We start from the raw sequence: 22,864 nt of genomic DNA, 5'->3' as shown, positions 1-22,864 counted from the left end.
CCGCCTCCGCGGTCGGCATCACCTTCGTGCCGGGGCTGGAGATCAGCACGGCCTTCCACCACCGCGGCGTGCACCTGCTGGGCTACCTCCCCGACCCCACCGATCCGCCGCTCGTCGCGGCGCTGGACCGGATCCTGGCCGGGCGCACCGCGCGCACGCCGGCGATCGTCTCGGCCCTGCGGGACCACGGCATCGACATCACCGAGGACGACGTACGCCGTGAGTCGGGCGGGTCAGTCGCCGCGGGTCGGCCGCACGTGGCCGACGCCCTCGTGCGCCTGGGCCATGCCGGCGACCGGACGCAGGCCTTCACGGATCTGCTCAACCCGGGCAAGCCGGGATACGCCAACCGCTACGCGGTCCCGCTCGAGGAGATGATCCCGCTCGTCACCGGTGCCGGCGGCGTCGCGGTGATCGCGCACCCGTGGGGTCGCAGCGGACGGTCGGTGCTCGACGCCCCCGCCCTCGCTGGGCTGCGCGACCTCGGGCTGGCGGGGATCGAGGTCGACCACCAGGACCACTCCGAGGCCGAACGGGCCGAGCTGCGTTCCCTTGCCGCGGATCTCGACCTCATCGCCACCGGCAGCAGCGACCACCACGGGCTCGGCAAGGTCGACCACGACCTCGGGGTCCACACCACGGACCCGGAGCAGTACGAGCGGTTGGTCTCGCTGGCGTCGTCCAGCCCGTGACCGCCCTGCCTGATCGCGTCCTCGTCTACGGCGTGACCGGCAGCGGCAAGAGCACGGCGGCCCTCGCGCTCGGAAAGCGGAGCGGGCTGCCGGTGACCCTGGTCGACGAGATCACGTGGCTGCCCGGCTGGGTGCCGGTCGAGGGCGAGGTGCAGCGGGAGCTGATCGGCGACATCGTCGCGGGGGAGCGGTGGGTGCTCGACTCGTCGTACGGCGCGTGGCTCGACCTTGTGCTGCCGCGCGTCGAGCTGGTGGTGGGGCTGGACTATCCGCGCTGGCTCTCGTTCGCGCGGCTCGTGCGGCGCACGGTGTCAGGGGCGGTGACGAAGGAGCCGCGCTGCAACGGCAACGTGGAGACCTGGCGCAACGTGCTGAGCCGCGACTCGATCCTGATCTGGCACGTCCGGTCCTTTGGGCGCAAGCGGAGCCGGATGCGTGCGTGGGCCGCCTCGGCCGAGGGCCCTGAAGTGCTGCTGTTCCGGCGTCCGCGGGAGCTGGAAAGGTGGTTGGAGAGCCTCGCCTGAGTCGCTGGTCGAGCAGGTCGCGCAAGGCTCGCTCACACCTTCGAATAAGTTCTCCACAGATCTGTTTTCCGCAGCCCCGGGTGTCGGTGGGCTCTGGGAGACTTGTCTCATGACCACCAACGCCACTGCCGAGGCTCCCAACACCGCCCGGGTCGCCACCCGGCCGGTGCTGGATCGCGCGGTGGCGGCGATGGCCGCCCGCAGGCGTGCCGAGGTCGAGGTGCTGGAGTCGGCGTTGGCGTGGGCCCACGCCCACGTCCCGTCCGGCTCGGCCGGTTTCTTGGAGGACGACGAGCTCGTGGCGGGATGGCGGTCTGACGCGATGCCGGTGCCCGGGTCGTATGCGGCGGCGATGTTCGGCGAGCGGGCGATCCCGATCGCGGGGGCGGGGACGCCCGAGGTGGGCGAGTTCGCGGTGATGGAGCTCGCCGCAGCGCTCAACCTGTCCCACGAGGCGGCGCTGTCGCTGGTCGGGGATGTGCTGGACCTGGCCCACCGGCTGCCCCGGCTGTGGGGTCTGGTGCGCGAGCTGCGGGTCGCGGTCCACCTGGGTCGTGAGGCGGCGCGGGTCTCGCGGGACCTCGACGTCGCTGCGGCCGGGCATGCGGACCGGTTGCTTGCGTGGCAGCCGTCCCGGTTGAATCCGCACCGCATCGGGGTCCTGGCCCACGAAGCCCGGTTGTATGCCGACCCTGATCGCGCGATCGCCGACCACGACCGGGCGATGGCCCAGCGGAAGGTCGAGTGCCGCTACGGCACCGCCGCCCCGGGCACGGGTGAGGCGTGGCTGGTTCTGGATGAGGCTGATCTGGTGGCGTTCGACTCCACGGTCGGGTTGCTGGCCGACCAGATCGGGTCCCTGGGGCACCCGGGGACCCTGGATGTGCGGCGTGCGCACGCGGTGGGGATCTTGGCGGACCCGCAGAAGGCGCTCGACCTCCTCGCCGTCGACCCCACAGCCGCAGACGCCGACCGCGACCCGGCAGTGACGGCGGCTCAGGACATCGCCCACGACGCGGCCAACCCGTTCCGCCGCCCGAGCACCGGCGGCTCGGGGGATGGCGGCTCGGGGGATGCTGGCTCGGGTGAGGTGGTGCTCGTCTTCCACATCACCGACCGCGATCTCCTCGACGTGGGCGTCGATGGTCTGGGGCGGCGCTGGGGCAGTGGCGGTGTGGCCCGTTCTCCCAAGCTCGGTCCGGTCCTGATGGGCCGGCTGCAGTCGTGGCTGCTGACGACGGGGAAGGTCACCATCAAGCCAGTCGTCGACCACCTCACGATCACGCCGGTCGACGCCCATGATCCGCCGGCGCGGATGGCTGCCGCGGTGCGGTTCCGTGACGTCACGTGTGTCTATCCCGGGTGCGGGCGTGCGGCTGAACATTGCGACCTCGACCACATCGAGGAGTACGCCTCGCCCGATGAGGGCGGTCCGCCGGGCCAGACCCGTCCCGACGGCCTCGCACCGTTGTGCCGGCGGCACCATCGGGTCAAGACCTTCGGCGCGTTCACCTACCGACGCCTGGCCGACGGGTCCTACGAGTGGACCCTCCCGTCCGGGCGGACCGTGGTCACCGACCCCGTGACGGCCAGGCCCAGACCCTGACCGCCCCACAGCCCGACACCGACGAGGTGAGCGGGCCACAGGCATGCGCCGATCAGTGAGTCCGCTCGCTGAGCTCCTTGTCGTCGAGGAATTGCGAGATCGAGGTCCAGTAGGCGTCCGCGTCGGAGATGGTGGCGTGGTCGGCCTCGGCGAACGACACGACGACAGGGTCCGGCAGTGCGGCGACGAGCGCGTCGGTCCGCGGCGGCCGGACGACGAGGTCGCGGCCGGCTCTGAGGACCAGGACCGGGGCCCGCACGTCGGAGGAGATGGCGGCAGAGTCCCAGTGGTCCTGGATCAGCGCCGACACCGGCAGCCCGGGGAACAGGTCCCCTGCGGTCGCGACGAGGCTGTCGAACGGAGTGACGAGCACGAGGTGCGCCAGGTCCCTCCTCGTCGCCACGTGGACCGCCACGGCAGTCCCGAGGCTCCGGCCGACCACGTCCACATGCGCGTCCGGGTGGCGTGCGGCCACGTGGTCGATCAGCGCCAGGCTGTCGTCGCTCAGCGCGTGTTGACCGGGGAGACCGTCACTGGCGCCGTAGCCGCGGTAGGCGATCAGGTAGGTGGTGTGCTTCGGGAACCGGTACGCGAAGACGTCCTGCCAGACGTCGAGCCGCTCACCGTTGCCGCCGAAGTAGACCAGCGCCCGGCCGCGATCAGGGTTGACCACCCAGCCGCGCAGCACCGTGCCGTCCACGTCGAGTGAGTACGTCGTGGCGTCCGCCTCGACGCGTGTGCCCCGTCGGAGATAGACGAGCTCGCGGACCAGGGGCGCCGCGATGAGGTCAAGCACGGCGCACCATCCGCTTCTCGAGCCCGACGTCGTCGGGCTTGGTCGCACCGTCGAGGACGAAGCCCTGCCGCTCGTAGAAGCGGGTGGCTCGCGCGTTGCCGTCCAGCACCCAGAGGTAGGCCGGTGACGAGCCCATCGCGGCCTCGCACAGGGCGTACCCGAGACCGGTGCCGTAGACCTCGGCGCGGACGTAGAGCGCCATCAGCTCGAGTGGCGGGAGAGCGTCCTCGGGAGAGTCGCGCCCGGGTCCGGTGCTCGAGAAGCCCATCAACCGCCCCTGAGAAGACCAGGCCAGCAGGTTGGCGCTGGAGCCGGCCGCGATGATGCTGCGCCAGCTCGCCACGCGCTGCGCCCGGCGAGCCCGACGCTCGGCGAAGACCGACGCCGGCATCAGGTCGGCGTAGGCATCCTCCCAGACGTCGAGGTGCAGGTCGGCCAACGCCTCCGCGTCCTCGACCGTGGGCGCCACGATCCGCATCCTCAGCGGCGCCCGACGGACTGCGTCAGCCGCAGCACCCGGTTGGGGACGGCCTTGGTCAGCGCGCTGATCGTCTTGTACTGCGCGCCGGGGATCGAGTAGGCCCGACCCTTCTCGAAGTCCTTGAGCGACTTGCTCACGAGGAAGTCGACGTCGAGCCACATGAAGCCGTCGCCGCGGGTGACCTCCATCCGCTCGTGGAACTCGGTCTTGGTGAAGCCCGGGCACAGTGCCATCACCGTCACGCCGCGGGACTTGTACTCCAGGTGCGCCCACTCGCTGAAGCTGTTGACCCACGCCTTGGCGGCCGAATAGCTGCCGCGCGGCAGGAATGCGGCCACGCTCGAGACGTTGATGATGCCGCCGTGGCCGCGCTCGGCCATGGCGCCGAGGGCTGCGTGGCTCAGCCGCAGCACAGCGGTGACGAGCACCTCGAGCATGGCGGTCTCCGCGTCGGCGGAGTTGTCGAGGAAGCGCTTCTTGAGCCCGAAGCCGGCGTTGTTGACCAGCAGGTCGATCGGCCGCTCGCGGTCGGCGACGCGGGCCTCCACGCGGGCCAGGTCGTCGCGGTCCGTGAGGTCGGCGACCAGCACCTCGACCTCGATGTGGTGGGTGCGGCGCAGCTCTTCGGCGACCTGCTCGAGCCGGGCGGAGTCGCGGGCGACGAGCACGAGGTCGTCGCCGCGGGCGGCGAGCTGACGGGCGTACTCGTGGCCGATACCGGCCGTCGCGCCGGTGATGAGGGAGGTCGCCTGCGAGGTCGTGGGGGAGGGGGGCATGGGGCCAGCATTTCAGGACGGGGCGACCGGCCGCGACCCCGTCCGGCACAATGGACGGTGATGAGCACCCAGACCCCGATCACGCTGGCCGTCGCCAACCAGAAGGGCGGCGTCGCCAAGACGACGTCCGTCGCCTCGATCGGGGCGGCCCTCGCCGAGCTGGGCCACCGCGTCCTGCTGGTCGACCTCGACCCGCAGGCGTGCCTGACCTTCTCCCTCGGCATCGACCCCGAGGACCTCGAGGTCTCCGTGCACCACGTCCTGACCAAGGGCGTGGACCCGCTCGAGGTGATCATCGAGACCGAGGACGGCGTCGACGTCCTGCCGGCGACGATCGAGCTGGCCCGCGCCGAAGCCGACCTGCTCACCCGCACCGGGCGCGAGCACGTCATCAAGGGCGCGCTCGAGCAGCTCCGCGAGGACCTCGGCGACGAGGCGTACGACTGGGTCCTGCTGGACTGCCCGCCCTCGCTCGGCGTGCTGACGGTCGCCGCGCTGACGGCCGCCGACGGCGTACTCATCCCGCTGCAGTGCGAGACGCTGTCGCACCGCGGGGTGGGTCAGCTGCTCGACACGGTCCACGACGTACGCCGCTTCACCAACCGTGGGCTGGAGGTCTGGGGCGTCCTGCCGACGCTCTACGACGGCCGCACCAACCACTCCCGCACGGTGCTGGAGACGATCAGCGAGACCTACGACCTCGAGGTCGTCGAGCCGCCGATCCCCAAGACGATCAAGTTCGCCGAGGCCCCTGCCGCCGGCCGGTCGATCCTGTCGACCAGCCGGAGCAGCAAGGGCGCCCAGGCCTATCGTGAGGTGGCGCAGAACCTGGAGAAGCGCGCGGCCCGCCCGAAGGCGAAGCCTGCCAAGAAGACCGCGAAGAAGACGGCCGCCAAGAAGCGCTGAGCCTCAGCCCTGGCTCAGGCCGGGGAGTCCGTGACCGGGGAGCCGCCACGCGTGCGGCTGCGGCTGCGGTTGCGACGACGCGGGGCATCGCCGGTCGACTTCTCGCGCGAGCCGGCTTCGCGGCCACCATCACGGGAACCGCCATCTCGGGAACCACCGTCGCGTGAGCCGCGCTCGCGGGCGGGGCGCTCCTTCTTCTCCACCGGGGCAGGCGGCACGATGCGACCCTTGGTGCCCTCCGGGATGCCCTGGTCGTGGAAGAGGTGCTCGGAGGTGGAGTAGGTCTCCTGCGGCTCGGGGAAGGGCAGCTCGAGGGTCTTGTTGATCATCTTCCAGCGGTGCAGGTCCGCCCAGTCGACGAAGGTGATCGCGATGCCGGAGGCACCCGCGCGGCCGGTGCGGCCGATGCGGTGGACGTAGGTCTTGTCGTCCTCGGGGCAGGTGTAGTTGATGACGTGGGAGACGCCGCGCACGTCGATCCCGCGAGCCGCGACGTCGGTGGCCACGAGCACCCGGATCTTGTCCTCGCGGAACTTGGCGAGGGCCTTCTCGCGCGCGACCTGGGCCATGTCGCCGTGCAGCGGTGAGGAGCTGAAGCCGCGCTCGGCGAGGTCGTCGGCCACCCGCTGCGCCTGGCGCTTGGTGCGGGTGAAGACGATGATCTTCTCGGCGTCCTCGGCCTGCAGGATTCGCCCGATGATCTCTGGCTTGTCGAGGTCGTGGGCCAGGTAGATGAACTGCGCGGTCGCCGGCACCATCGTGGTGTCGTACGACGACTCGGCGCGGATGTTCATCGGGTGGCGCATGTGGACGCGGGCCAACGAGACGATGGCGGCCGGCATGGTCGCCGAGAACAGCATCGTCTGGCGCGTCTCGGGGGTCTTCGAGAGCAGCGTGATGACGTCGGGCAGGAAGCCGAGGTCGAGCATCTCGTCGGCCTCGTCGAGGACGACGGTCCTGGCCTGCGACAGATCGAGGTGGCCTTGCTTGGCGAGGTCGATGAGCCGACCGGGCGTGCCGACGACGACCTCGACGCCCCGCTTGAGCGCCTCGATCTGCGGCTCGTAGGCGCGCCCGCCGTAGACGGTCAGGACGCGGATGCCCCGCTTCTTGCCGGCTCGTTCGAGGTCCGCCGAGACCTGCACGGCCAACTCACGGGTGGGGGCCACGGCAAGGGCCTGCGGCTTCCCGGGCTTGGTGAGCGACGCGAAGCCCTCGTCCTGCGGGCTGACCGTCCGCTGGAGGATCGGGACGCCGAACCCGAGCGTCTTGCCGGTGCCGGTCTTGGCCTGACCGATGATGTCGTGGCCACCCAGGGCGACCGGCAGCGTCATGGCCTGGATGGGGAAGGGGGTGATGATCCCCGCCTCGGCCAGAGCGGCGACGATGTCGGGGTGGACGTTGAAGTCGGCGAAGGTCGGATCCGGGTCCGGTTCGGGCGCGAGGGCCTCGGCTTCTGTGCTGACGTCGTGCTCGGTCGTGACGTCGTGCTCGGGGCCCGTGTGGTCGGGCACGCCGACGTCGGTGGTGGTGCCGGTCATGGAGTTCTCTCGATCGGGCGGGGGCGGCCTCATACATGGGCCACAAGAGCCCCCAGCTGCTTCAGCGGGCCGATCGGAGTTCTGCTACGGTGCCGAGTCACTCGGCGAGAGGCGATTCGGGCCGACCGGGCACCGGATGTCCACTTCAGTCTAGCGGCTCCGTGGGCGGCTGGGGTCCGAGCACTACGCTGGCGCCATGATCGACGACGCCCAGGACCACGGCCACCGCCCTGCCGTCATCGATCTGCTGGGCGCATTGGCCTACGGGGAGCTGATGGCGTTCAGCCAGCTCGCCGCGGATGCCGAGATGGCCCCCAGCCAGCCCGAGAAGGCGGCGGTGGCCCGCCTTGCCGTCGCCGAGTTCCACCACTACGAGGCCATCATGGACCGGCTCACCATGATGGGGGTCGACCCCGACGAGGCGGTCGCGCCGTTCGTCGAGGCCATCGACCACTTCCATGAGCGCACCAAGCCCAAGGACTGGCTCGAGGGTCTGGTCAAGGCCTATGTCGGTGACGGCATCGCCCAGGACTTCTACCGCGAGATCGCGGCCTACGTCGACGAGGACACCCAGTCGCTCGTCCGCGCGGTCATGGCGGACATGGGTCAGGCGGACTTCGTCGTCAACGCGGTGCGGACCGCGATCCGCGCAGACCCGCGGGTCAGCGGCCGCCTCGCCCTCTGGGGGCGGCGGCTGGTGGGGGAGGCCCTGACCCAGGCGCAGCGGGTGGGCGTCGAGCGCGACGCACTGGCCTCACTGCTGGTCGGGAGCCCGGATCGACCTGGAGCGGACCTCGCAGAGCTCGGCCGGATGTTCGCGCGGATCACCGACGAGCACACCCGCCGGATGGATCGCCTCGGCCTCTCGTCGTGAGGGTCGTCCCCGAACCCGGGCCGGTGAACGGCGAAGGGCCCGACCGCGTGGCCGGGCCCGTCGTCGTGCGATCTGAGTGACTGTGCCGGTCAGACGGCCTTGTGGCTCATCCGGCCGTACGCCATGATGCCCAGCGCCGCCAGGATGGCCCCGACGAGCAACGAGAGCCACGGGATGCCACCGTTGTTGTTGTTGTAGGCCGTGAGACCCAGGATGACGCCGCCGACCAGCGAGGCAACGATGCCGATGACGATCGTCATGACGATGGAGATGTTCTGCTTGCCGGGGAGGATCAGTCGTCCGAGGGCGCCGATGATGGCCCCGACGATGATGGCCCCGATGATAGAGGAAATCATCAGATGAACTCCTTGTTCTGGCCGCGGTGCGGCCGATGTCGAGCCGGGTATCGGTGGTTACCGACCCCCGGGGGTCACCCCTGTCAACAACATGCCACTCGCTTCACGACTTTGCACGTATGCCGTGCCCCGTCTTGACTACGAAATGGACACGATGGCAGGGGATGTTCGGTCGCGAGATACCCACGGGGACACACCTCAAACGGGCAAGGTGCGACCCGTCCTCGAGTCAGGCGGTGCCGAAGCCGACCCGGCCCTTCTCCGCCTCGCCGAGGTGGACGTAGCCGAGGGCGCTGACGGGGACGATGTAGGAGCGCCCCTTGTCGTCGGACAGCGTGAGATAGCCGCCGTCCTTCAGCGCCGCTGCGATCACCGTGGTGACCTCGTCGACACCTTGGTTCGACTCGAATGAAATCTCGCGTGCGACGTTCTGCACGCCGATCCTGACCTCCACGGCTGTGGCCTTTCGTTGATGAGCCAGCGTCGCGGCATACCCGCTGCTGTGTCCTGTGCGACAACCCTAGGAGTGGGCGGGTTGTTCCGCGTGGTCGTGGCTGAGCGAGCTCTCGCTCTTGGGGAAGCCACCGATGCCGCGCCAGGCGAGCTGACCGACGATTCGGGCGGCCTCCTCGCGGGGGATCTGACCCCCGCGGGAGAGCCAGTAGCGCGCGGAGACCTGGGCCATCCCCGTCAGGGCCATCCCGAGCATGTGGGCGTCCTCATCGCCGAGGTCCGTGTCGGCGGCGATGACCTCGGCCAACGCGTTGCCGCAGGTGATCGCCACGCCCTCGACGCGCTCGCTGACGGCCGGGTCGCTGGTCAGGTCGGACTCGAACAGCAGCCGGAACGGGGCCCCCTCGCGGGAGACGAACTCGAAGTAGACCGCGACACACGCGAGCACCCGCTGCTTGTTGTCCGTGGTCTGCGTCAGGGCCGACCGGACGGCCTGCTCGACGTCCTCGCGGTGGTGGTCGAGCAGGGCGAGGTAGAGGTCGAGCTTGCCCGGGAAGTGCTGATAGAGCACAGGTTTGCTGACGCCGGCCCGCTCCGCGATGTCGTCCATGGCCGCGGCGTGGTAGCCGGACTCGACGAACGCAGCCTGCGCCGCCTCGAGGAGCTGGGCACGGCGCGCCGACCGGGGAAGGCGCTGCCCCTTCGACCGACTGTCCGCACTCACCGTCATCGGCACCGCCCCTGGAAGGAAACGCGTGGCCTGCCCACGCGTGCATCGCCATCCTACGCATCGGTAGCTACCGGGTACGGTCGACCGCATGGCCCTTCCCCCGCTCGCTCCACCGGGTCGCGACCTCGAGCGCGACGCCGTGGCCCGCTACGCCCGTCACGTCCTCCTGCCCGAGGTGGGCATGGCCGGACAGCAGCGGCTTGCCGCCTCCAGGGTCCTCGTCATCGGCGCCGGCGGCCTCGGCTCGCCCGCCCTGCTCTACCTCGCCGCTGCCGGTGTCGGCACGCTCGGGGTCGTCGACGCGGACGTCGTGGAGACGAGCAACCTGCAACGGCAGGTCATCCACTCCGACGCCGACGTCGGCCGGCTCAAGACCGAGTCGGCGGTCGAGGCCGTGGCCCGGGTCAACCCGCACGTGGCCGTCATCCGGCACGACGTGCGCCTCGACGCGGCCAACGCCCTGGAGATCCTGGGCGACTACGACGTCGTGCTCGACGGCACCGACAACTTCCCCACGCGCTATCTCGTCAACGACGCGTGCGTGCTGCTCGGCAAGCCGCACGTGTGGGGCTCGATATACCGCTTCGACGGGCAGGTCTCCGTCTGGTGGGCCGAGCATGGACCCTGTTACCGCTGCGTCTTCCCCGAGCCCCCACCGCCGGGCGCCGTGCCCTCGTGCGCCGAGGGCGGGGTCCTCGGGGTGCTCTGTGCCGCCATCGGATCCGTCCAGGTCGCCGAGACGGTCAAGCTGCTCCTCGGCATCGGCGAGCCGCTCGTCGGACGCCTGCTGGTCCACGACGCGCTGCGCATGACGTGGGACGCGCTCACCGTGCGCAAGGACCCGGCCTGCCCGGTGTGCGGGGACTCGCCGACCGTCACCGAGCTCATCGACTACGACCAGTTCTGTGGACTGCCAACCGCGCTCATCCCTGGAGAGTCGGCGTCCAACGTCCCGCTGATCGGGGCGCCCGCCCTTGCGGCCGAGCTCACGTCCGATGCGGCCCCGCTGCTGGTCGACGTGCGCGGCCCGGACGAGCGGTCGATCGCGTCGATCCCGGGGGCGGTGCCCATCCACCTCGACGCGTTCCGTGACGGCAGCGCCTTCGACCACGACGAGCTCGCCTCGCGCGGGCAGCGGATCGTCATCCACTGCAAGGTCGGCGGTCGCTCGGCCGAGGCGGTGCGGCTGGCCCGGGCCGCCGGCTACGCCGACGTCTCGAGCCTCGAGGGCGGGGTGCTCGCCTGGGTGCGTGAGGTCGACCCCACCCAGCCGGAGTACTGAGGTGGGCCGCGCCGTCGCGACCGGGGCAACGGCATACGGCGCGTCGTCGTCCGGGCTCCATCACATCCCCGAGAAGGCCGAGCAGGTCCTCGAGGTCGTCTCGCAGATCCCCCCGGGGATGGTCCTGACGTATGGCGACGTCGCCGAGATGGTCGGCGACCGCGGCCCGCGGTTCGTCGGCAACGTCATGGGCCGCTACGGGTCGGACGTGCCCTGGTGGCGGGTCGTGCGGGCCGGTGGGTGGCCACCGCAGGGCCTGGAGGAGGGGGCCCTGGAGCATTACCGCGAGGAGGGGACGCCGCTCGTGCGGGGGGTGCTCGACGGTCTGCGTGTCGACCTCGCGAGGGCGCGGTGGCTGCCGGACCTGTCGGGACGGGCGACCCGGTCGGCTGCGGGAGGCAGCTTCGGCCAGCTCCACCACGTCGAGGTCTGGGTCACCGATCTCGCGGTGGCAGAGGCGGAATGGGCGTGGCTGCTGCGCGAGCTGGGCTACGAGCGGACGGACACCTGGCCCTCGGGACAGGCGTGGGCGCTCGGGGAGACCTACCTGGTGCTCGAGGCCGGGCCGGATGTGACGGGTCCGCACGAGCGCCGACGCGCGGGGGTCAACCACGTCGCCTTCCACGCCGGCTCGCCGGAGGACGTCGAACGTCTCGCGGCAGGGGCGACGCGCCACGGCTGGACCCTCATGTTCGCCGACCGGCACCCGTATGCCGGGGGGCCCGGCAACCACGCCGCCTACCTCGAGAGCGGGTCGGGCTTCGAGGTCGAGCTCGTCGCTCGATGAGGTCACCACCCCTGCGACCGCCACGTCGGCTGCCCGGACAACCGTGTTGCCGGACGCAAGCATGGGTCCGTGCGGGTGGCGGGCGGGTGTCGGGCGCTCGTGATGGGATGACGCCGTGCTGAAGCTGCGTCGTGCGCCCGCGCTCGTCGTCGACGCCCCCGGGCTCGACGACGACCAGCTCGGCGTGCTCGCCCACCGCGGGCCGTTGCTGCGCGTCCTCGGCGCACCGGGCACGGGCAAGACGACGACGGCCATCGAGCTCGTCGTCGACCGGGTGACCCGCGGTGGCCTCAGCCCCGACCAGTGCCTGCTGCTCACCTCGACCCGGGTCGCCGCGGCCAGCCTGCGCGAGCGCGTGACGGCGCGGCTGGCACGCACCTCCACCGAGGCGTTGGCGCGGACCCACCAGGCCTTCGGGTTCGGCATCCTGCGGCGCGAGGCCGCCCTGCGCGGCGATCCGTCCCCCCGCCTGCTCAGCGGCCCCGAGCAGGACGTGCTCCTGCGTGACCTGCTCGAGGGCCACGCCCGCGGCGACGCCCCGCGCCCGGACTGGCCCGCACACCTGGACGTCGCGCTCGACAAGCGGGGGTTCCGGGGCGAGCTGCGTGACCTGCTGATGCGCTCGGTCGAGCACGGCCTGGAGGTCGAGGACCTCGCGCGCCTCGGCACGCGGCACGAGCGCCCCGAGTGGGTGGCGGCGAGTGAGGTGCTACAGGAGTACGACGAGGTCACCGCCCTCTCCCGTCCGGGCGCCTACGACCCCGCCTGGATCCTCACGGCAGCGGCAGACCTGCTCGAGGACGACCAGTCCGCACTCGACCGACTGCGCGAGCAGGTGCGGCTGGTCGTCGTTGATGACGCCCAGGAGCTGACCTCGGCGGCCGCCCGGCTCTTGAGGGTCGTCGCGACAGGGGGCCCCGACCTCGTCCTCATGGGGGATCCCGACGCCGCCGTGCAGACCTTCCGCGGCGCCGACCCGCGCCTCCTCGCGTCCGGGTGGGCGCAGCTCGCAACCATCCCGCCGGGGGGCGGTGAGCCGCCGACGCTCGTGCTCCGCACGGCATACCGGCAACCGGAGCAGCTGCTCCGGGTCTCGCGCACGGTGACCACCCGCATCGGCGCGCTCGGTGGTGGCCTGCAGCGCGCCCCCCGGGCGACGCAGGACGGGGGTGACGTCGAAGTGGCCCTGCTGCGGGCGCCGTCGCAGGAGGCCGCCCACATCGCCGCCCGGCTGCGTCGGGCCCACCTGCTCGACGGGATGCCGTGGGGGGACATGGCCGTCATCGTCCGCGGGCAGGGGCGGGACTCCACCCTGCGCCGCATCCTGATGGCCCAGGGGGTGCCGGTGGCCGCGCCGGGGGCCGAGGTGCCGGTGCGTGACGAGGTCGCGGTGCGGCCACTGCTCGCCCTGCTCGACTGCGTCCTCACCGTCGCGCTTCACCCGGGCCACGTCATCCACCCGGAGCGGGCGGTCGACCTCGTCCTGTCCCCGCTGGGGGAGTGCGACGCCGTCGGCCTGCGTCGGCTGCGGCGCCTCCTGCGACGCGAGGAGCTGGACGCCGGTGGGGGACGGACCAGCGACGAGCTGCTCGCGGCGGTCCTGCTCGAGCCCGGGCACGCGGCCGCCCTCGGCTACGAAGGGGCGCCCGTCCGCCGGCTGTCGACCGCCCTGTCCAGGGGCCTGGACGCCGCCCGGGTCGTCGAGGTCGACGGGGTGCGCGCGTGGGCGCCGGGCGTCACCGCGGAGGGCGTCCTGTGGGCGATCTGGCAAGGGCTCGCCGTGGCCGAGCGGTGGCGGGCCGTGGCCCTGCAGGGGGGGCAGCGCGGCGCCCGGTCCGACCGGGACCTCGACGCCGTGGTGGCGCTCTTCGACGCGGCGGGGACGTTCGTCGACCGGCTGCCGGGCGCCGGCCCGGACCAGTTCCTCGAGCACGTCCAGGGCCAGGACGTGCCGGGCGACACCCTCGTCGCGAAGGCGCAGGCCGGGTCGAGCGTCGCCGTGCTCACGCCGGCCGCCGCCGCAGGCCGTCAGTGGCGCTACGTCGTCGTCGCGGGCGTGCAGGAAGGAGTCTGGCCCGACCTGCGCCTGCGTGGCTCGCTGCTCGGCTCAGAGGACCTCGTCGCCGTCGTCACCGGGCGGGGCGCCTCGTTCCGGGCGGCGCAGGCCGCCGTCCGCTATGACGAGACGCGCCTCTTCCTCGTCGCGGTGTCCCGCGCCTCCGAGCGCCTCCTCGTCACGGCCGTGCGCAGTGAGGACGACCAGCCGTCGGTCTACCTCGACCTCGTCGACCCGCCAGGCTCCGTCGACGTCGACGCGGGAGCCCACCAGCTCGGGGACGAGCTGCGGACCTTCACCGACGTCCCCCGTCCGATGACGTTGCCCGGTCTGGTGGCCGACCTGCGCCGTCGGCTCGTCGTCGGTGAGCTCGGCGTGGCCGCGGCAGCGGCGGGAGCGTTGACGCGGCTCGCGCAGGAGGGGGTCCAGGGCGCCGACGCCCGTCGCTGGTGGGTTCAGACGCTGGTCAGCGACGACCGTCCGCTGCGGCTGCCCGAGCAGCAGATCCGGGTCTCCCCGTCGAAGGTCGAGACGTTTGCGAGCTGCGGGCTGAGATGGCTGCTCACGACGGCAGGTGGTGACAGCCCCAGCCAGGGGTCGGCCAACATCGGCACCCTCATCCACGACATCGCCCACGAGCTCGGTGACGATGTCGACGAACCCACACTGGTGGCGGAGGTCGAGCGGCGGTGGGGGCGTCTCGGGCTGCCCCCGGGCTGGGCCACGGACCGCCAGCGCGACCTGGCCCGCGACATGGTGCGCCGGCTGTCCGCATACTACGACCACGCCCGGAGCGCCGAGTGGGAGAAGGTCGGCAGCGAGGTGACGGTCCGCGTCGACGTCGGCCGCGCCACCCTCGTGGGCCGGGTCGACCGCCTCGAGCGGGACGCCGACGGTGGGCTGCGGGTGCTCGACTACAAGACCGGGTCGGGGCGCGTCAGCAAGGACAAGCTGGCCCAGCACCCCCAGCTGGCCACCTACCAGGTGGCCACCGAGCACGGGGCCTTCGGCGACGAGGGTTCCCGCTCGGCGGGCGCCGCCCTGCTGCAGCTCGGCAAGGCGGCCAACAAGGTCAACCCGCCCCAGCAGCAGATCCCCCTGGCCGACCAGGACGACCCCGGCTGGGCGCAGCGACTCGTCGCGGACACGGCCGAGGGCATGGGAGGCGCCGCGTTCGAGGCCGTCGTCGGACAGTGGTGCACGTTCTGCCCGGTGAAGTCGTCCTGCCCCGCCCAGCCCGAGGGCGACACGATCTGATGGGCGCCGCGACCACGACCCGCACGCTGCTCTCGGCCGAGCACATCGCCGCGGCCCTCGGCAACCCGCCACCGACGCCGGAACAACGCCGGATCATCGAGTCCGCCCCCGACCGGCCCCTGCTCGTCGTCGCCGGCGCCGGCTCGGGCAAGACCGAGACCATGGCGTCGCGGGTCGTCTGGCTCGTGGCCAACGGATACGTCGACCCCGACCAGGTCCTCGGCCTGACCTTCACCCGCAAGGCGGCGACGGAGCTCGCCGAGCGGATCGGCCGACGGCTGCGACGCCTGGCCCTCACCGGCCTCTGGACGCCCACCGCGCTCGATGGTGACGGGGCCGAGGCACTGGGGGGGATCCCGGTCGTCTCGACCTACCACTCGTATGCCGGTCGGCTGGTGCGCGAGCACGCCCTCCGGCTCGGGGTGGAGCCGGAGTCGCGGCTGCTCTCCGAGGCGGCCGCCTGGCAGTACGCCGCCGAAGTGGTCTCCCGCTACGACGGCCCGATGGAGGACGTCCAGTCGGCGGAGTCCAAGGTCATCGAGGCGGTCGTCTCCCTCGCCGGTGAGATGGCCGAGCACTTGCTCGCGCCTGAGGACCTGGCCGCATACATCGACGACTTCGAGGCGCGGATGGCCGTGGTGCCCCCCGGTGCGTCGCGAGCGAAGCTGTTGCCGGTGCGGGACGTGCTCGCCGCCCTGCGGAACAGGCGCGGCATCCTGCCGATGGTGCGGGGCTACCTCGACCTCAAGCGCGAGCGTGACGCCCTCGACTTCTCCGACCAGATGGCTCTCGCTGCGCGGCTGGCCACGGGCTTTCCGCAGATCGGGGTCGTCGAGCGGCAGCGCTTCACCGCCGTGCTCCTCGACGAGTTCCAGGACACCTCGGAGGCCCAGCTCGTCCTCCTGCGCGCCCTGTTCGTGCTCCCGGGGGAGGCCGTGCGGGTCACCGCCGTCGGTGACCCGAACCAGTCGATCTACGGTTGGCGCGGCGCGAGTGCCACGACCCTGACCCGTTTCCCGACCGAGTTCGGGGGCGCCCGCACCCCCGCCGAGGTGCTGCAGCTGAGCACCAGCTGGCGCAACGACACGGGCATCCTCGACGTTGCCAACGTGACGTCGGCGCCGCTGCGGTCAGGCCTCGTCGCGCCGCTGCGGGCCCGTCCCGGGGCGGGCGCCGGCACGGTCGAGGCGGGCCGGTTCGAGAGGGTCGAGGACGAGGCGGACCACGTCGCCGACTGGGTCGCGGCGCGGTGGTGGCGGCCCAGCGGCAGCCGCACCGGGCATACCGCAGCAGTGCTGTGCCGCAAGCGTTCCCAGTTCCCCCTCATCGTCGAGGCGCTGAGGGCCAGGGACCTGCCCGTCGAGGTCGTCGGGCTCGGAGGTCTGCTGCAGACCCCCGAGATCAGCGATCTCGTGTCGTTGCTGTGGGTCGTCCAGGACCCCTCCCGCGGAGACCGTCTGATGCGCCTGCTGACCGGCCCGCTCTGCCGGCTCGGCGCCGCAGACCTCGACGGGCTGGCGACCTGGGCCCGACACCAGCAGGCGCGGCCGCGTGGTGCGCAGGCGCTGGTGCTGCCCGGCCTGGAGCCGGAGCCGTCCGCGGAGTTCGAGGACGAGGGCAGCGGGTCGTCGGACGGTGCGAGCGCCGACGAGTCGGGACTCGTGGTCCACCCCCGGCCGGACAGCGCTCGCGACCAGGCACCGGAGAGCTCCGACCGGGCCAGCATCATCGAGGCCCTCGACGACCTGCCGCAGCCCGGCTGGCACGGGCCCGAGGGCCAGCGCATCTCCGAGACCGGCCTCGAGCGGCTGCGGGGGCTGAGCCACATCATCCGCAGCCTGCGCCGCCTGACCGGACTGCCGCTGGCCGAGCTCGCCGGGGAGGCCGAGCGGGCCCTTGGCCTCGACATCGAGGTCCTCGCGCGACCCGAGCACACCCTCACCACGGCGCGGGCCCACCTCGACGCCTTCGCGGACGTGGCTGGCACGTTCTCGATGTCGGCGGACCGCCCCACCCTCAGCGGCTTCCTGGCCTGGCTCGATGCCGCGGTCGAGCAGGAGCGGGGGCTGGACGCACCGACGATCGAGAGCTCGGTGGACGCCGTCCAGGTCCTCACCGTCCACGCGGCGAAGGGGCTCGAGTGGGACTGCGTCGCCGTCCCGGGCCTGGTCGACGCGTCCTTTCCCGCCCGCGAGGGCGGCGCCCCGAGCACGTGGAAGGACGGCCGGTGGGTCGTGGCCGAGCCCAGGGACAAGGGGTGGTGCGTGGGCGCCGACGGTGTGCCCTACGACCTGCGGGGCGACGCCGACGGCCTGCCGGTCTTCGGCTGGCGCACGGCCGCCGACTGGCAGGCACTCAAGGACGGCTTCGAGTCCTTCGCCGTCGCGGGGGGCCTGCACGCCGTGGCCGAGGAACGCCGGCTCGCCTACGTCGCCCTCACCCGGGCCCGGTCGGCACTGCTGCTCACGGCGCCGGTGTGGGCCGATGCCGCGACACCCAAGGTGACGTCGCCCTTCCTCGAGGAGCTGTTGGCCGACACCGGTCTCACCATCACCAGGGCGGTGTGGGCCCCGATGCCGCAGAAGGTCGGTGACGCCAACCCCGCCAACCCCCGGTTGGCCGAGCCACACCGGTCCCCGTGGCCACACGACCCCATGGCCGAGCGTCGAGCCGAGCTGGCCAGGGCCGTCGACCGGGTCAGCGACGCCATGGGCGAGCACGGCTTCACCAGCGAGCTCGACCGCGAGACCGAGGAGGACCTGACCCTGCTCCTGGCCGAGCGAGACGCCAGCCGTCGCCGCGGCGACACCGCCGTCCAGGTGCCCCGCCACCTGTCGGCCTCGGCCGTCGTCCAGCTCGCCTCCGATCCCGACCGTTTCGCGATGTCCCTGCGACGGCCCATGCCGTCCGAGCCGGCGCTCGCCGCGCGTCGCGGCACCGCGTTCCACGCCTGGGTCGAGGAGCACTACGCCAAGGCGGCCATGGTCGACCTGTTCGACCTGCCGGGCAGCGCCGACGACGAGGCCCCCGACGACGAGGACCTGCCGCGGATGAAGGAGCTGTTCCTCGCGAGCGAGTGGGCCGACCGGATCCCCGAGGCCATCGAGATCGCCATCGAGACCAACCTCGACGGGTTCGCGCTGCGCGGCCGGATCGACGCCGTCTTCGCCCGCGACGACGGTGGCTACACCGTCGTCGACTGGAAGACCGGGGTCGAGCCGCAGCGCGCCCGGGCACGGACCCGGGCGCTGCAGCTGGGGGCCTACGCCCTCGCCTACGCCCGGCTGCGTGACCTGCCGGTCGGCCAGGTCGACGCCGCGTTCTACTATGCCCAGACGGGTGTCACGGTCCATCCGAGGCTGCCGCGGGAGAAGGACCTCGTCGCCCTGCTCGCGGGCATTCCGGAGGGTGAGCAGTCACAGCCGGACGGGACTCGGGGCGGGACTGCGGAGAGGACTCCGGGCAGGGCACGATGAGTCCCGTGACCCTGACCGACGCGGAGACGCGGGCCCTGGCTGCGCTCGACGAGGACGAGATCGTCCGCACGCTCGTGGAGATGGTGCGCGTCCCGAGCGTCACGGGGACGGACGCCGAGTCCGAGCTGCAGCACCTGCTGGCGGCACTGTTCGAGACCGAGGGTCTCGAGGTCGACGCGTGGGACCTCGACCTGGAGACCCTGCGGGCCCACGCCCACTTCCCCGGCGCCGAGGCCGACCGGGTCGAGGGGCACGGACTGGTCGCCTCCACTGGCGGTGAGGCCCCGCCCGGGCTCGTACTCCAGGGGCACATCGACGTCGTGCCGGTCGGCGACCGGGCGCGCTGGGAGCACGACCCCTTCGCCGCACGGCTCGTGGGCCGGGTCCTGCACGGTCGCGGTGCCTGCGACATGAAGGCGGGCGTGGCCGCCAACATCGGCGTCGTCCGCGCCCTGCGACGCAGCGGCCTCGCGCTCGAGCGCCCCCTCGCCCTGCACAGCGTGGTCAGCGAGGAGGACGGTGGTCTGGGTGCCTTTGCGACGCTGTTGCGCGGTCACGGCGGTGACGCCGCGGTCATCACCGAACCGACGTCTGGGCGCCTGGTCACGGCGGCGGCCGGGGCGCTGACGTTCGAGCTCTCCGTCCCGGGCCGGGCCGCGCACGGCAGCACCCGTTACGAGGGCTTCTCGGCCGTCGACGCCTACCTGCCGCTGCACCGGGCGTTGACCGAGCTCGAGAGCCACCGCAACACCGACGTCGACCCCCTCTTCGGGGACAACCCCGTCCCCTACCCCATCTCGGTCGGCATCCTGAGGTCCGGCGACTGGTCCAGCACCGTGCCCGACCTGCTCAGCGCCCACGGCCGGTTCGGCGTCCGCCTCGGCGAGGACCCGCACGCCGCCCGAAGCGTCTTCGAGGTCGCCGTCGCCGCGGCAGCGGCCGCCGACCCCTGGTTGCGGGACCATCCGCCAGTGGTCAGCTGGCCCGGTGGCCAGTTCGCGAGCGGCTCACTGGCCCCGGGGCACCCCCTCGTCGACGAGGTCCAGGCGGCAGTGCGAGACACGGGCGGGCCCACACCCCCTCCCGCCGCAGTCCCCTACGGCAGCGACCTGCGCCTGTATGCCGGACTCGGCGGGATCCCGACCCTCCACTACGGGCCCGGAGACGTGAGGCTGGCCCACGCGCCGCGGGAGCAGGTCGACCTCGACGAGGTCCTCGCCGTGACCCGCGCGCTGACACTCCTCGCCGTGCGCCGCTGCGGGGCGCACCTCTGAGGGGTTGGCGCCCGTCCCGCGCCCTTCTCGGGCACCCCGGAGCAGGGTTGCGATGGTGGGGACAAGCGACTGACGTCAAGGCAACGTGCACCGTAGAGCGCTGGCGAGGCGACTGCGGTGGGAGGGGTCGGACGGTCACTGTCACGCTTCGTCCGCTGTGCTGTGACTCGACCACGTCCTTCGACAGGGCTGTCGGGGCTGGTCCTCCAGGGCGGCAGCGAGACGCGAAGCGAAGTCGCGACCGCGGCACGCAGTTCTGGCCCGCCACCGACGCGGAAGGCGAACGGCACGCTCGCCAACCACTCCGGCGCGTACATCGCCGGACTGCTCGTGCTGGCGACGAGCACGCACCCGTCTCCCGATGGTTCAAGCCGTCCCATGGGAGGCCGGATCCACGGCGCCACCTCGGCCATGGGAGCGTCGAACACCACGCGGGTGGGGAACTCCCACCCAGTGCCCAGGTTCTCTTCCAGTGCGGCCACCGGGTCGAGGCCGTTGGGAGGCTCGAACTCGTGCGCGGTCCGCGGGACCGCTCGGACCCTGTCGACCCGACAGGTCCGGATCGCGTCCGCGCGATGGGAATGACACAGGAGGTACCACCGCCCGTAGCGGACGACCACTGCCCAGGGGTCCACCTCGGCCTGCCACTCGTTGCTGGACTCGCTGCGACACGTGACCAGCACGCGATGTCGGGCCGCGACGGCAGCGACGAGTGCGCTGGTGGTGGCGGGATCTGGACGGGCCGAGGACCGGTCGGGCGCAGCTGACGCGTGCTCTCGCAGCGCCGCCGCTTGCGCGCCGACGCTTGCGTGCCGACGCTCTCGGGCAGCGCTCGAATGACCTTTCCCAGGGCAGAACCGACGAGGTCGTCGACGTCGGCGGCTGCGGGCTGGCCGTCGAGCACCGTCCTGACCAGACCAAGTGCCTCAGCCGGCGTGAAGACGACCGGAGGCAGCCTCGCGCCCGAGCCGGTACCCGCCGTGGCGGCCCCGGGCAGACTCGACGGGGATGCCCGCCTCCCGGAGGATCCCGACGTAGCGACGCGCGGCCCGCTCCGTGACACCCAAGCGCTGGGCGAGTTCGTCGGCCGTCGCGCCGGGGTGGGTCTGGAGGATCTCGAGGACACGCAGAGCTCGTGCGGTGGGGCTGAGGTCGGCCGGCACACGAGCAGCCTGGAAGGCGGCGAGCCGGACCGGAAGCAGATCGTCCGGAACTCGCTCTAGCATTTTGCGTGTGACCGAATCCCGCGAGCAAGACCTCTCCGGGGCGTGCTTTGAGCGCGTCGACCTGCGGGGGGCCACCTTCACGCAGGTGTACCTCAACGTTGCTGCCATGCGCGACGTCGAGCTCAGCGGGACACGGGTGCGTGCGTCCCTGTTGCAGGGGTGTCGCCTCAGCGGCGTCGAGCTGGTCGACGTCGAGATCCGCGGCGAGTTGCGGAACGTTGGCGTGAACGGCGTCGACATCACCCCGCTCATCGATGCCGAACTGAACGGCCGTACGCCCGACCGCGCGAAGATTCGTCCTGACGACAGTGCGGGGTTCCGGGAGGCGTGGGTGGTCCTGGAGCGGCTGTGGGAGGGCACCCTCGCGCGAGCGAGGACGTTGCCCGAGGCAGCGCTTCACCGCAGCGTCGACGAGGAGTGGTCTTTCATAGAGAGGTTGCGGCACCTCAACTTCGCCACCGCTGCCTGGGTGGGCCTGCTCATCGACGGCAACGCCTCGCCGTGGCATCCCTTGGATCTGCCCTGGGACGAGGCGCCGGGCTGGGACGGCGTCCCGTGGGACCGCGAGGCACAACCTTCGCTGGACGACGTGGTCGCGGTGCGCGGTCATCGCCAGGCGATGGTCCGAGGCGTCATGGAATCACTGACCACTGAGCGCCTCGCCAGCGAGGTGTCGAGCACTGCGCCTGGCTCGCCCCGGGAAGAACGCGTCCCCGTGAAGGAGTGTCTCCGCGTCGTCCTCAACGAGGAATGGGAGCACCGGCTGTATGCCGAACGTGACCTGACCTCACTGGAGAAAGAGAACTGATCATGCACATCCTGCTCATTGCTGGCCTGTGGCTCGACGGATCCGTATGGGACGACGTCGTGCCCGCGCTCGAGGCACTCGGCCACCGCCCCGTGGCGCTCACCCTCCCGGGTCAGGGTGACGGATCCGCGTCCGCCACGCTCGGTGACCAGGTTGGCGCGGTGCTCGCCGCCGTGGACTCAGCGTCCGAAAGGCCCATGGTGGTGGGGCATTCCGCCGCCTGCACCCTGGCTTGGCTGGCCGCCGACGCGCGACCGGAGAAGGTGGCGAAAGTCGCCCTCATCGGCGGTTTCCCGTCCGCCGACGGGGAGCCCTACGCCGACTTCTTCGAGCCTGGGGACGGCGTCGTGCCCTTCCCCGGCTGGGGCCCGTTCGAGGGGCCAGACTCTGCTGACCTCGACGAGGAGGCCAGGCGCAGCATCGCGTCTGCTGCGATCCCCGTTCCCGAGGGGGTGACCAAGGGTGTGGTGCGTCTGGTGGACGAGCGACGGTTCGACGTCCCGGTCGTGCTCGTGTGCCCCGAGTTCACCCCCGCCCAAGCTCAAGAGTGGATCGACGCCGGTGACGTGCCCGAGCTCGCCAAAGCCAAGCACCTTGACTTCGTCGACATCGACTCGGGCCACTGGCCCATGGTCAGCAAGCCGATCGAACTCGCCCGGCTCCTTGCTGCAGTGGCCGCCGAGGACTGACAGGGCGCCGTGCAGGCGATCTTCGGCACACGTGGTCGGGCCTCACGGTGCCAGTGCCACCGCTACAAGATGGCGCCGCGGGAGTCCTTCGGGTCGACGCCGCTCGAGGAGCGAGCACACCGCCTCCGAGACCAGACCTCGCGCGGCGACCCCGGCAGCCCCGAGACGGGCGGACTCGTCGCCCACCTCGACGGCGTCCACGTGGGTTGGTGTGCCGTCGAGCCGAGGGGCAACGACGAGAGCCTGCTTCGCGACCAGGATGGTTGTTGGGCTG

21 protein-coding genes and 1 pseudogene are annotated in these 22,864 nt (G+C 72.0%); 12 read left to right on the top strand and 10 right to left on the bottom strand.

Features of this window, described 5'->3' with window-relative positions; genetic code table 11:
• The 3 genes from ACLL9L_RS13215 to ACLL9L_RS13205 all read left to right on the top strand — a co-directional run.
• Positions 1 to 692, top strand: a 692-nt coding sequence (locus ACLL9L_RS13215) for a phosphatase (RefSeq protein ID WP_411285124.1), incomplete at its 5' end; no start/stop codon positions are given.
• Positions 689 to 1,216, top strand: coding sequence for an adenylate kinase (locus ACLL9L_RS13210; RefSeq protein WP_411285123.1), 528 nt, complete (start codon positions 689 to 691; stop codon positions 1,214 to 1,216). The genes ACLL9L_RS13215 and ACLL9L_RS13210, both read left to right, overlap by 4 nt.
• Positions 1,217 to 1,325: 109 nt before the next feature.
• Positions 1,326 to 2,822, top strand: a complete 1,497-nt coding sequence (locus ACLL9L_RS13205) for a hypothetical protein (protein WP_411285122.1) — start codon at positions 1,326 to 1,328, stop codon at positions 2,820 to 2,822.
• Between the two features lie 52 nt (positions 2,823 to 2,874).
• Here the strand turns inward: ACLL9L_RS13205 and ACLL9L_RS13200 are convergent, their stop codons facing one another.
• Genes ACLL9L_RS13200 through ACLL9L_RS13190 form a run of 3 tightly spaced genes read right to left on the bottom strand, consistent with a single transcriptional unit; the run spans position 2,875 to position 4,875 of the window.
• Entirely contained in the window at positions 2,875 to 3,618 is a 744-nt protein-coding gene (locus ACLL9L_RS13200; protein WP_411285121.1) for an alpha/beta hydrolase, read from the bottom strand.
• Positions 3,611 to 4,087 carry a GNAT family N-acetyltransferase gene (locus ACLL9L_RS13195; protein WP_411285120.1) on the bottom strand — a complete coding sequence of 159 codons (477 nt, stop codon included), beginning with the start codon at positions 4,085 to 4,087 and terminating at the stop codon, positions 3,611 to 3,613. The genes ACLL9L_RS13200 and ACLL9L_RS13195 overlap by 8 nt, the downstream gene beginning before the upstream one ends.
• Before the next feature lie 11 nt (positions 4,088 to 4,098).
• On the bottom strand, positions 4,099 to 4,875 hold the full coding sequence (locus ACLL9L_RS13190) for an SDR family NAD(P)-dependent oxidoreductase (protein ID WP_411285119.1): 777 nt from the start codon (positions 4,873 to 4,875) through the stop codon (positions 4,099 to 4,101).
• 60 nt (positions 4,876 to 4,935) lie between these two features.
• Between ACLL9L_RS13190 and ACLL9L_RS13185 the strand changes: the two genes are divergently transcribed.
• The gene (locus ACLL9L_RS13185; RefSeq protein WP_411285118.1) at positions 4,936 to 5,781 is read left to right on the top strand and encodes a ParA family protein; all 846 of its coding nucleotides are present in this window, start codon (positions 4,936 to 4,938) and stop codon (positions 5,779 to 5,781) included.
• A 14-nt stretch (positions 5,782 to 5,795) separates the two neighbouring features.
• On the opposite strand, the gene ACLL9L_RS13180 is transcribed toward ACLL9L_RS13185, so the two are convergent.
• The gene (locus ACLL9L_RS13180; protein ID WP_411285117.1) at positions 5,796 to 7,322 is read right to left on the bottom strand and encodes a DEAD/DEAH box helicase; all 1,527 of its coding nucleotides are present in this window, start codon (positions 7,320 to 7,322) and stop codon (positions 5,796 to 5,798) included.
• 196 nt (positions 7,323 to 7,518) lie between these two features.
• Between ACLL9L_RS13180 and ACLL9L_RS13175 the strand changes: the two genes are divergently transcribed.
• Positions 7,519 to 8,196 (top strand): ferritin-like fold-containing protein, encoded by a 678-nt coding sequence (locus ACLL9L_RS13175; RefSeq protein ID WP_411285116.1) that lies wholly within the window; start codon positions 7,519 to 7,521, stop codon positions 8,194 to 8,196.
• A gap of 89 nt (positions 8,197 to 8,285) precedes the next feature.
• On the opposite strand, the gene ACLL9L_RS13170 is transcribed toward ACLL9L_RS13175, so the two are convergent.
• From ACLL9L_RS13170 to ACLL9L_RS13160, 3 genes are all read right to left on the bottom strand, one after another.
• The gene (locus ACLL9L_RS13170; RefSeq protein ID WP_411285115.1) at positions 8,286 to 8,552 is read right to left on the bottom strand and encodes a GlsB/YeaQ/YmgE family stress response membrane protein; all 267 of its coding nucleotides are present in this window, start codon (positions 8,550 to 8,552) and stop codon (positions 8,286 to 8,288) included.
• 229 nt (positions 8,553 to 8,781) lie between these two features.
• Positions 8,782 to 9,006 carry a DUF3107 domain-containing protein gene (locus tag ACLL9L_RS13165; protein WP_411285114.1) on the bottom strand — a complete coding sequence of 75 codons (225 nt, stop codon included), beginning with the start codon at positions 9,004 to 9,006 and terminating at the stop codon, positions 8,782 to 8,784.
• A 66-nt stretch (positions 9,007 to 9,072) separates the two neighbouring features.
• The gene (locus ACLL9L_RS13160) at positions 9,073 to 9,735 is read right to left on the bottom strand and encodes a TetR/AcrR family transcriptional regulator (RefSeq protein WP_411285113.1); all 663 of its coding nucleotides are present in this window, start codon (positions 9,733 to 9,735) and stop codon (positions 9,073 to 9,075) included.
• A gap of 88 nt (positions 9,736 to 9,823) precedes the next feature.
• Here ACLL9L_RS13160 and moeB point away from each other — a divergent pair, with 88 nt between their 5' ends.
• The 5 genes from moeB (at position 9,824) to ACLL9L_RS13135 (ending at position 19,867) form a co-directional block, all read left to right on the top strand.
• The gene (gene moeB, locus ACLL9L_RS13155) at positions 9,824 to 11,017 is read left to right on the top strand and encodes a molybdopterin-synthase adenylyltransferase MoeB (RefSeq protein WP_411285112.1); all 1,194 of its coding nucleotides are present in this window, start codon (positions 9,824 to 9,826) and stop codon (positions 11,015 to 11,017) included.
• On the top strand, positions 10,986 to 11,804 hold the full coding sequence (locus ACLL9L_RS13150; RefSeq protein WP_411285111.1) for an MGMT family protein: 819 nt from the start codon (positions 10,986 to 10,988) through the stop codon (positions 11,802 to 11,804). Before moeB ends, ACLL9L_RS13150 begins: the two co-directional genes overlap by 32 nt.
• Positions 11,805 to 11,919: 115 nt before the next feature.
• A complete protein-coding gene (locus tag ACLL9L_RS13145; protein ID WP_411285110.1) occupies positions 11,920 to 15,117 on the top strand; it encodes an ATP-dependent helicase in 3,198 nt (1,065 codons plus the stop codon).
• Positions 15,117 to 18,593: an ATP-dependent helicase gene (locus tag ACLL9L_RS13140; protein ID WP_411285109.1), complete on the top strand. Its 3,477-nt coding sequence runs from the start codon at positions 15,117 to 15,119 to the stop codon at positions 18,591 to 18,593. The genes ACLL9L_RS13145 and ACLL9L_RS13140 overlap by 1 nt, the downstream gene beginning before the upstream one ends.
• 5 nt (positions 18,594 to 18,598) lie before the next feature.
• Positions 18,599 to 19,867: an ArgE/DapE family deacylase gene (locus ACLL9L_RS13135; RefSeq protein ID WP_411285108.1), complete on the top strand. Its 1,269-nt coding sequence runs from the start codon at positions 18,599 to 18,601 to the stop codon at positions 19,865 to 19,867.
• Between the two features lie 284 nt (positions 19,868 to 20,151).
• On the opposite strand, the pseudogene ACLL9L_RS13130 reads toward ACLL9L_RS13135, so the two are convergent.
• Together ACLL9L_RS13130 and ACLL9L_RS13125 are read right to left on the bottom strand one after the other, a co-directional pair.
• Positions 20,152 to 20,550, bottom strand: a pseudogene (locus ACLL9L_RS13130) (helix-turn-helix transcriptional regulator); the annotation flags it as partial.
• A 243-nt stretch (positions 20,551 to 20,793) separates the two neighbouring features.
• Positions 20,794 to 21,030 (bottom strand): helix-turn-helix transcriptional regulator, encoded by a 237-nt coding sequence (locus ACLL9L_RS13125; RefSeq protein ID WP_411285107.1) that lies wholly within the window; start codon positions 21,028 to 21,030, stop codon positions 20,794 to 20,796.
• 70 nt (positions 21,031 to 21,100) lie between these two features.
• On the opposite strand from ACLL9L_RS13125, the gene ACLL9L_RS13120 reads away from it, so the two are divergent.
• Both ACLL9L_RS13120 and ACLL9L_RS13115 read left to right on the top strand, forming a co-directional pair.
• Positions 21,101 to 21,901 carry a DinB family protein gene (locus tag ACLL9L_RS13120; protein ID WP_411285106.1) on the top strand — a complete coding sequence of 267 codons (801 nt, stop codon included), beginning with the start codon at positions 21,101 to 21,103 and terminating at the stop codon, positions 21,899 to 21,901.
• A gap of 2 nt (positions 21,902 to 21,903) precedes the next feature.
• Complete coding sequence (locus ACLL9L_RS13115; protein WP_411285105.1) at positions 21,904 to 22,590, top strand: alpha/beta fold hydrolase; 687 nt, start codon at positions 21,904 to 21,906, stop codon at positions 22,588 to 22,590.
• Positions 22,591 to 22,632: 42 nt separating this feature from the next.
• On the opposite strand, the gene ACLL9L_RS13110 is transcribed toward ACLL9L_RS13115, so the two are convergent.
• Positions 22,633 to 22,864 (bottom strand): hypothetical protein (locus tag ACLL9L_RS13110; protein ID WP_411285104.1); only part of this gene is annotated, 232 nt, incomplete at its 5' end.

Source organism: Lapillicoccus sp., assembly GCF_046595215.1.
Lineage (GTDB): Bacteria > Actinomycetota > Actinomycetes > Actinomycetales > Dermatophilaceae > Lapillicoccus.
This window is presented reverse-complemented; position numbering and strand designations above follow the sequence as displayed.

What these genes read in the sequence shown, in the direction of transcription:
- ACLL9L_RS13180 (WP_411285117.1), bottom strand. Translation starts at nt 7,322, where the DNA reads ATGACCGGCACCACCACCGACGTCGGCGTGCCCGACCACACGGGCCCC.
- ACLL9L_RS13205 (WP_411285122.1), top strand. Translation starts at nt 1,326, where the DNA reads ATGACCACCAACGCCACTGCCGAGGCTCCCAACACCGCCCGGGTCGCC.
- ACLL9L_RS13185 (WP_411285118.1), top strand. Translation starts at nt 4,936, where the DNA reads ATGAGCACCCAGACCCCGATCACGCTGGCCGTCGCCAACCAGAAGGGC.
- ACLL9L_RS13160 (WP_411285113.1), bottom strand. Translation starts at nt 9,735, where the DNA reads ATGACGGTGAGTGCGGACAGTCGGTCGAAGGGGCAGCGCCTTCCCCGG.
- ACLL9L_RS13140 (WP_411285109.1), top strand. Translation starts at nt 15,117, where the DNA reads ATGGGCGCCGCGACCACGACCCGCACGCTGCTCTCGGCCGAGCACATC.
- ACLL9L_RS13190 (WP_411285119.1), bottom strand. Translation starts at nt 4,875, where the DNA reads ATGCCCCCCTCCCCCACGACCTCGCAGGCGACCTCCCTCATCACCGGC.
- ACLL9L_RS13170 (WP_411285115.1), bottom strand. Translation starts at nt 8,552, where the DNA reads ATGATTTCCTCTATCATCGGGGCCATCATCGTCGGGGCCATCATCGGC.
- ACLL9L_RS13175 (WP_411285116.1), top strand. Translation starts at nt 7,519, where the DNA reads ATGATCGACGACGCCCAGGACCACGGCCACCGCCCTGCCGTCATCGAT.
- ACLL9L_RS13115 (WP_411285105.1), top strand. Translation starts at nt 21,904, where the DNA reads ATGCACATCCTGCTCATTGCTGGCCTGTGGCTCGACGGATCCGTATGG.
- moeB (WP_411285112.1), top strand. Translation starts at nt 9,824, where the DNA reads ATGGCCCTTCCCCCGCTCGCTCCACCGGGTCGCGACCTCGAGCGCGAC.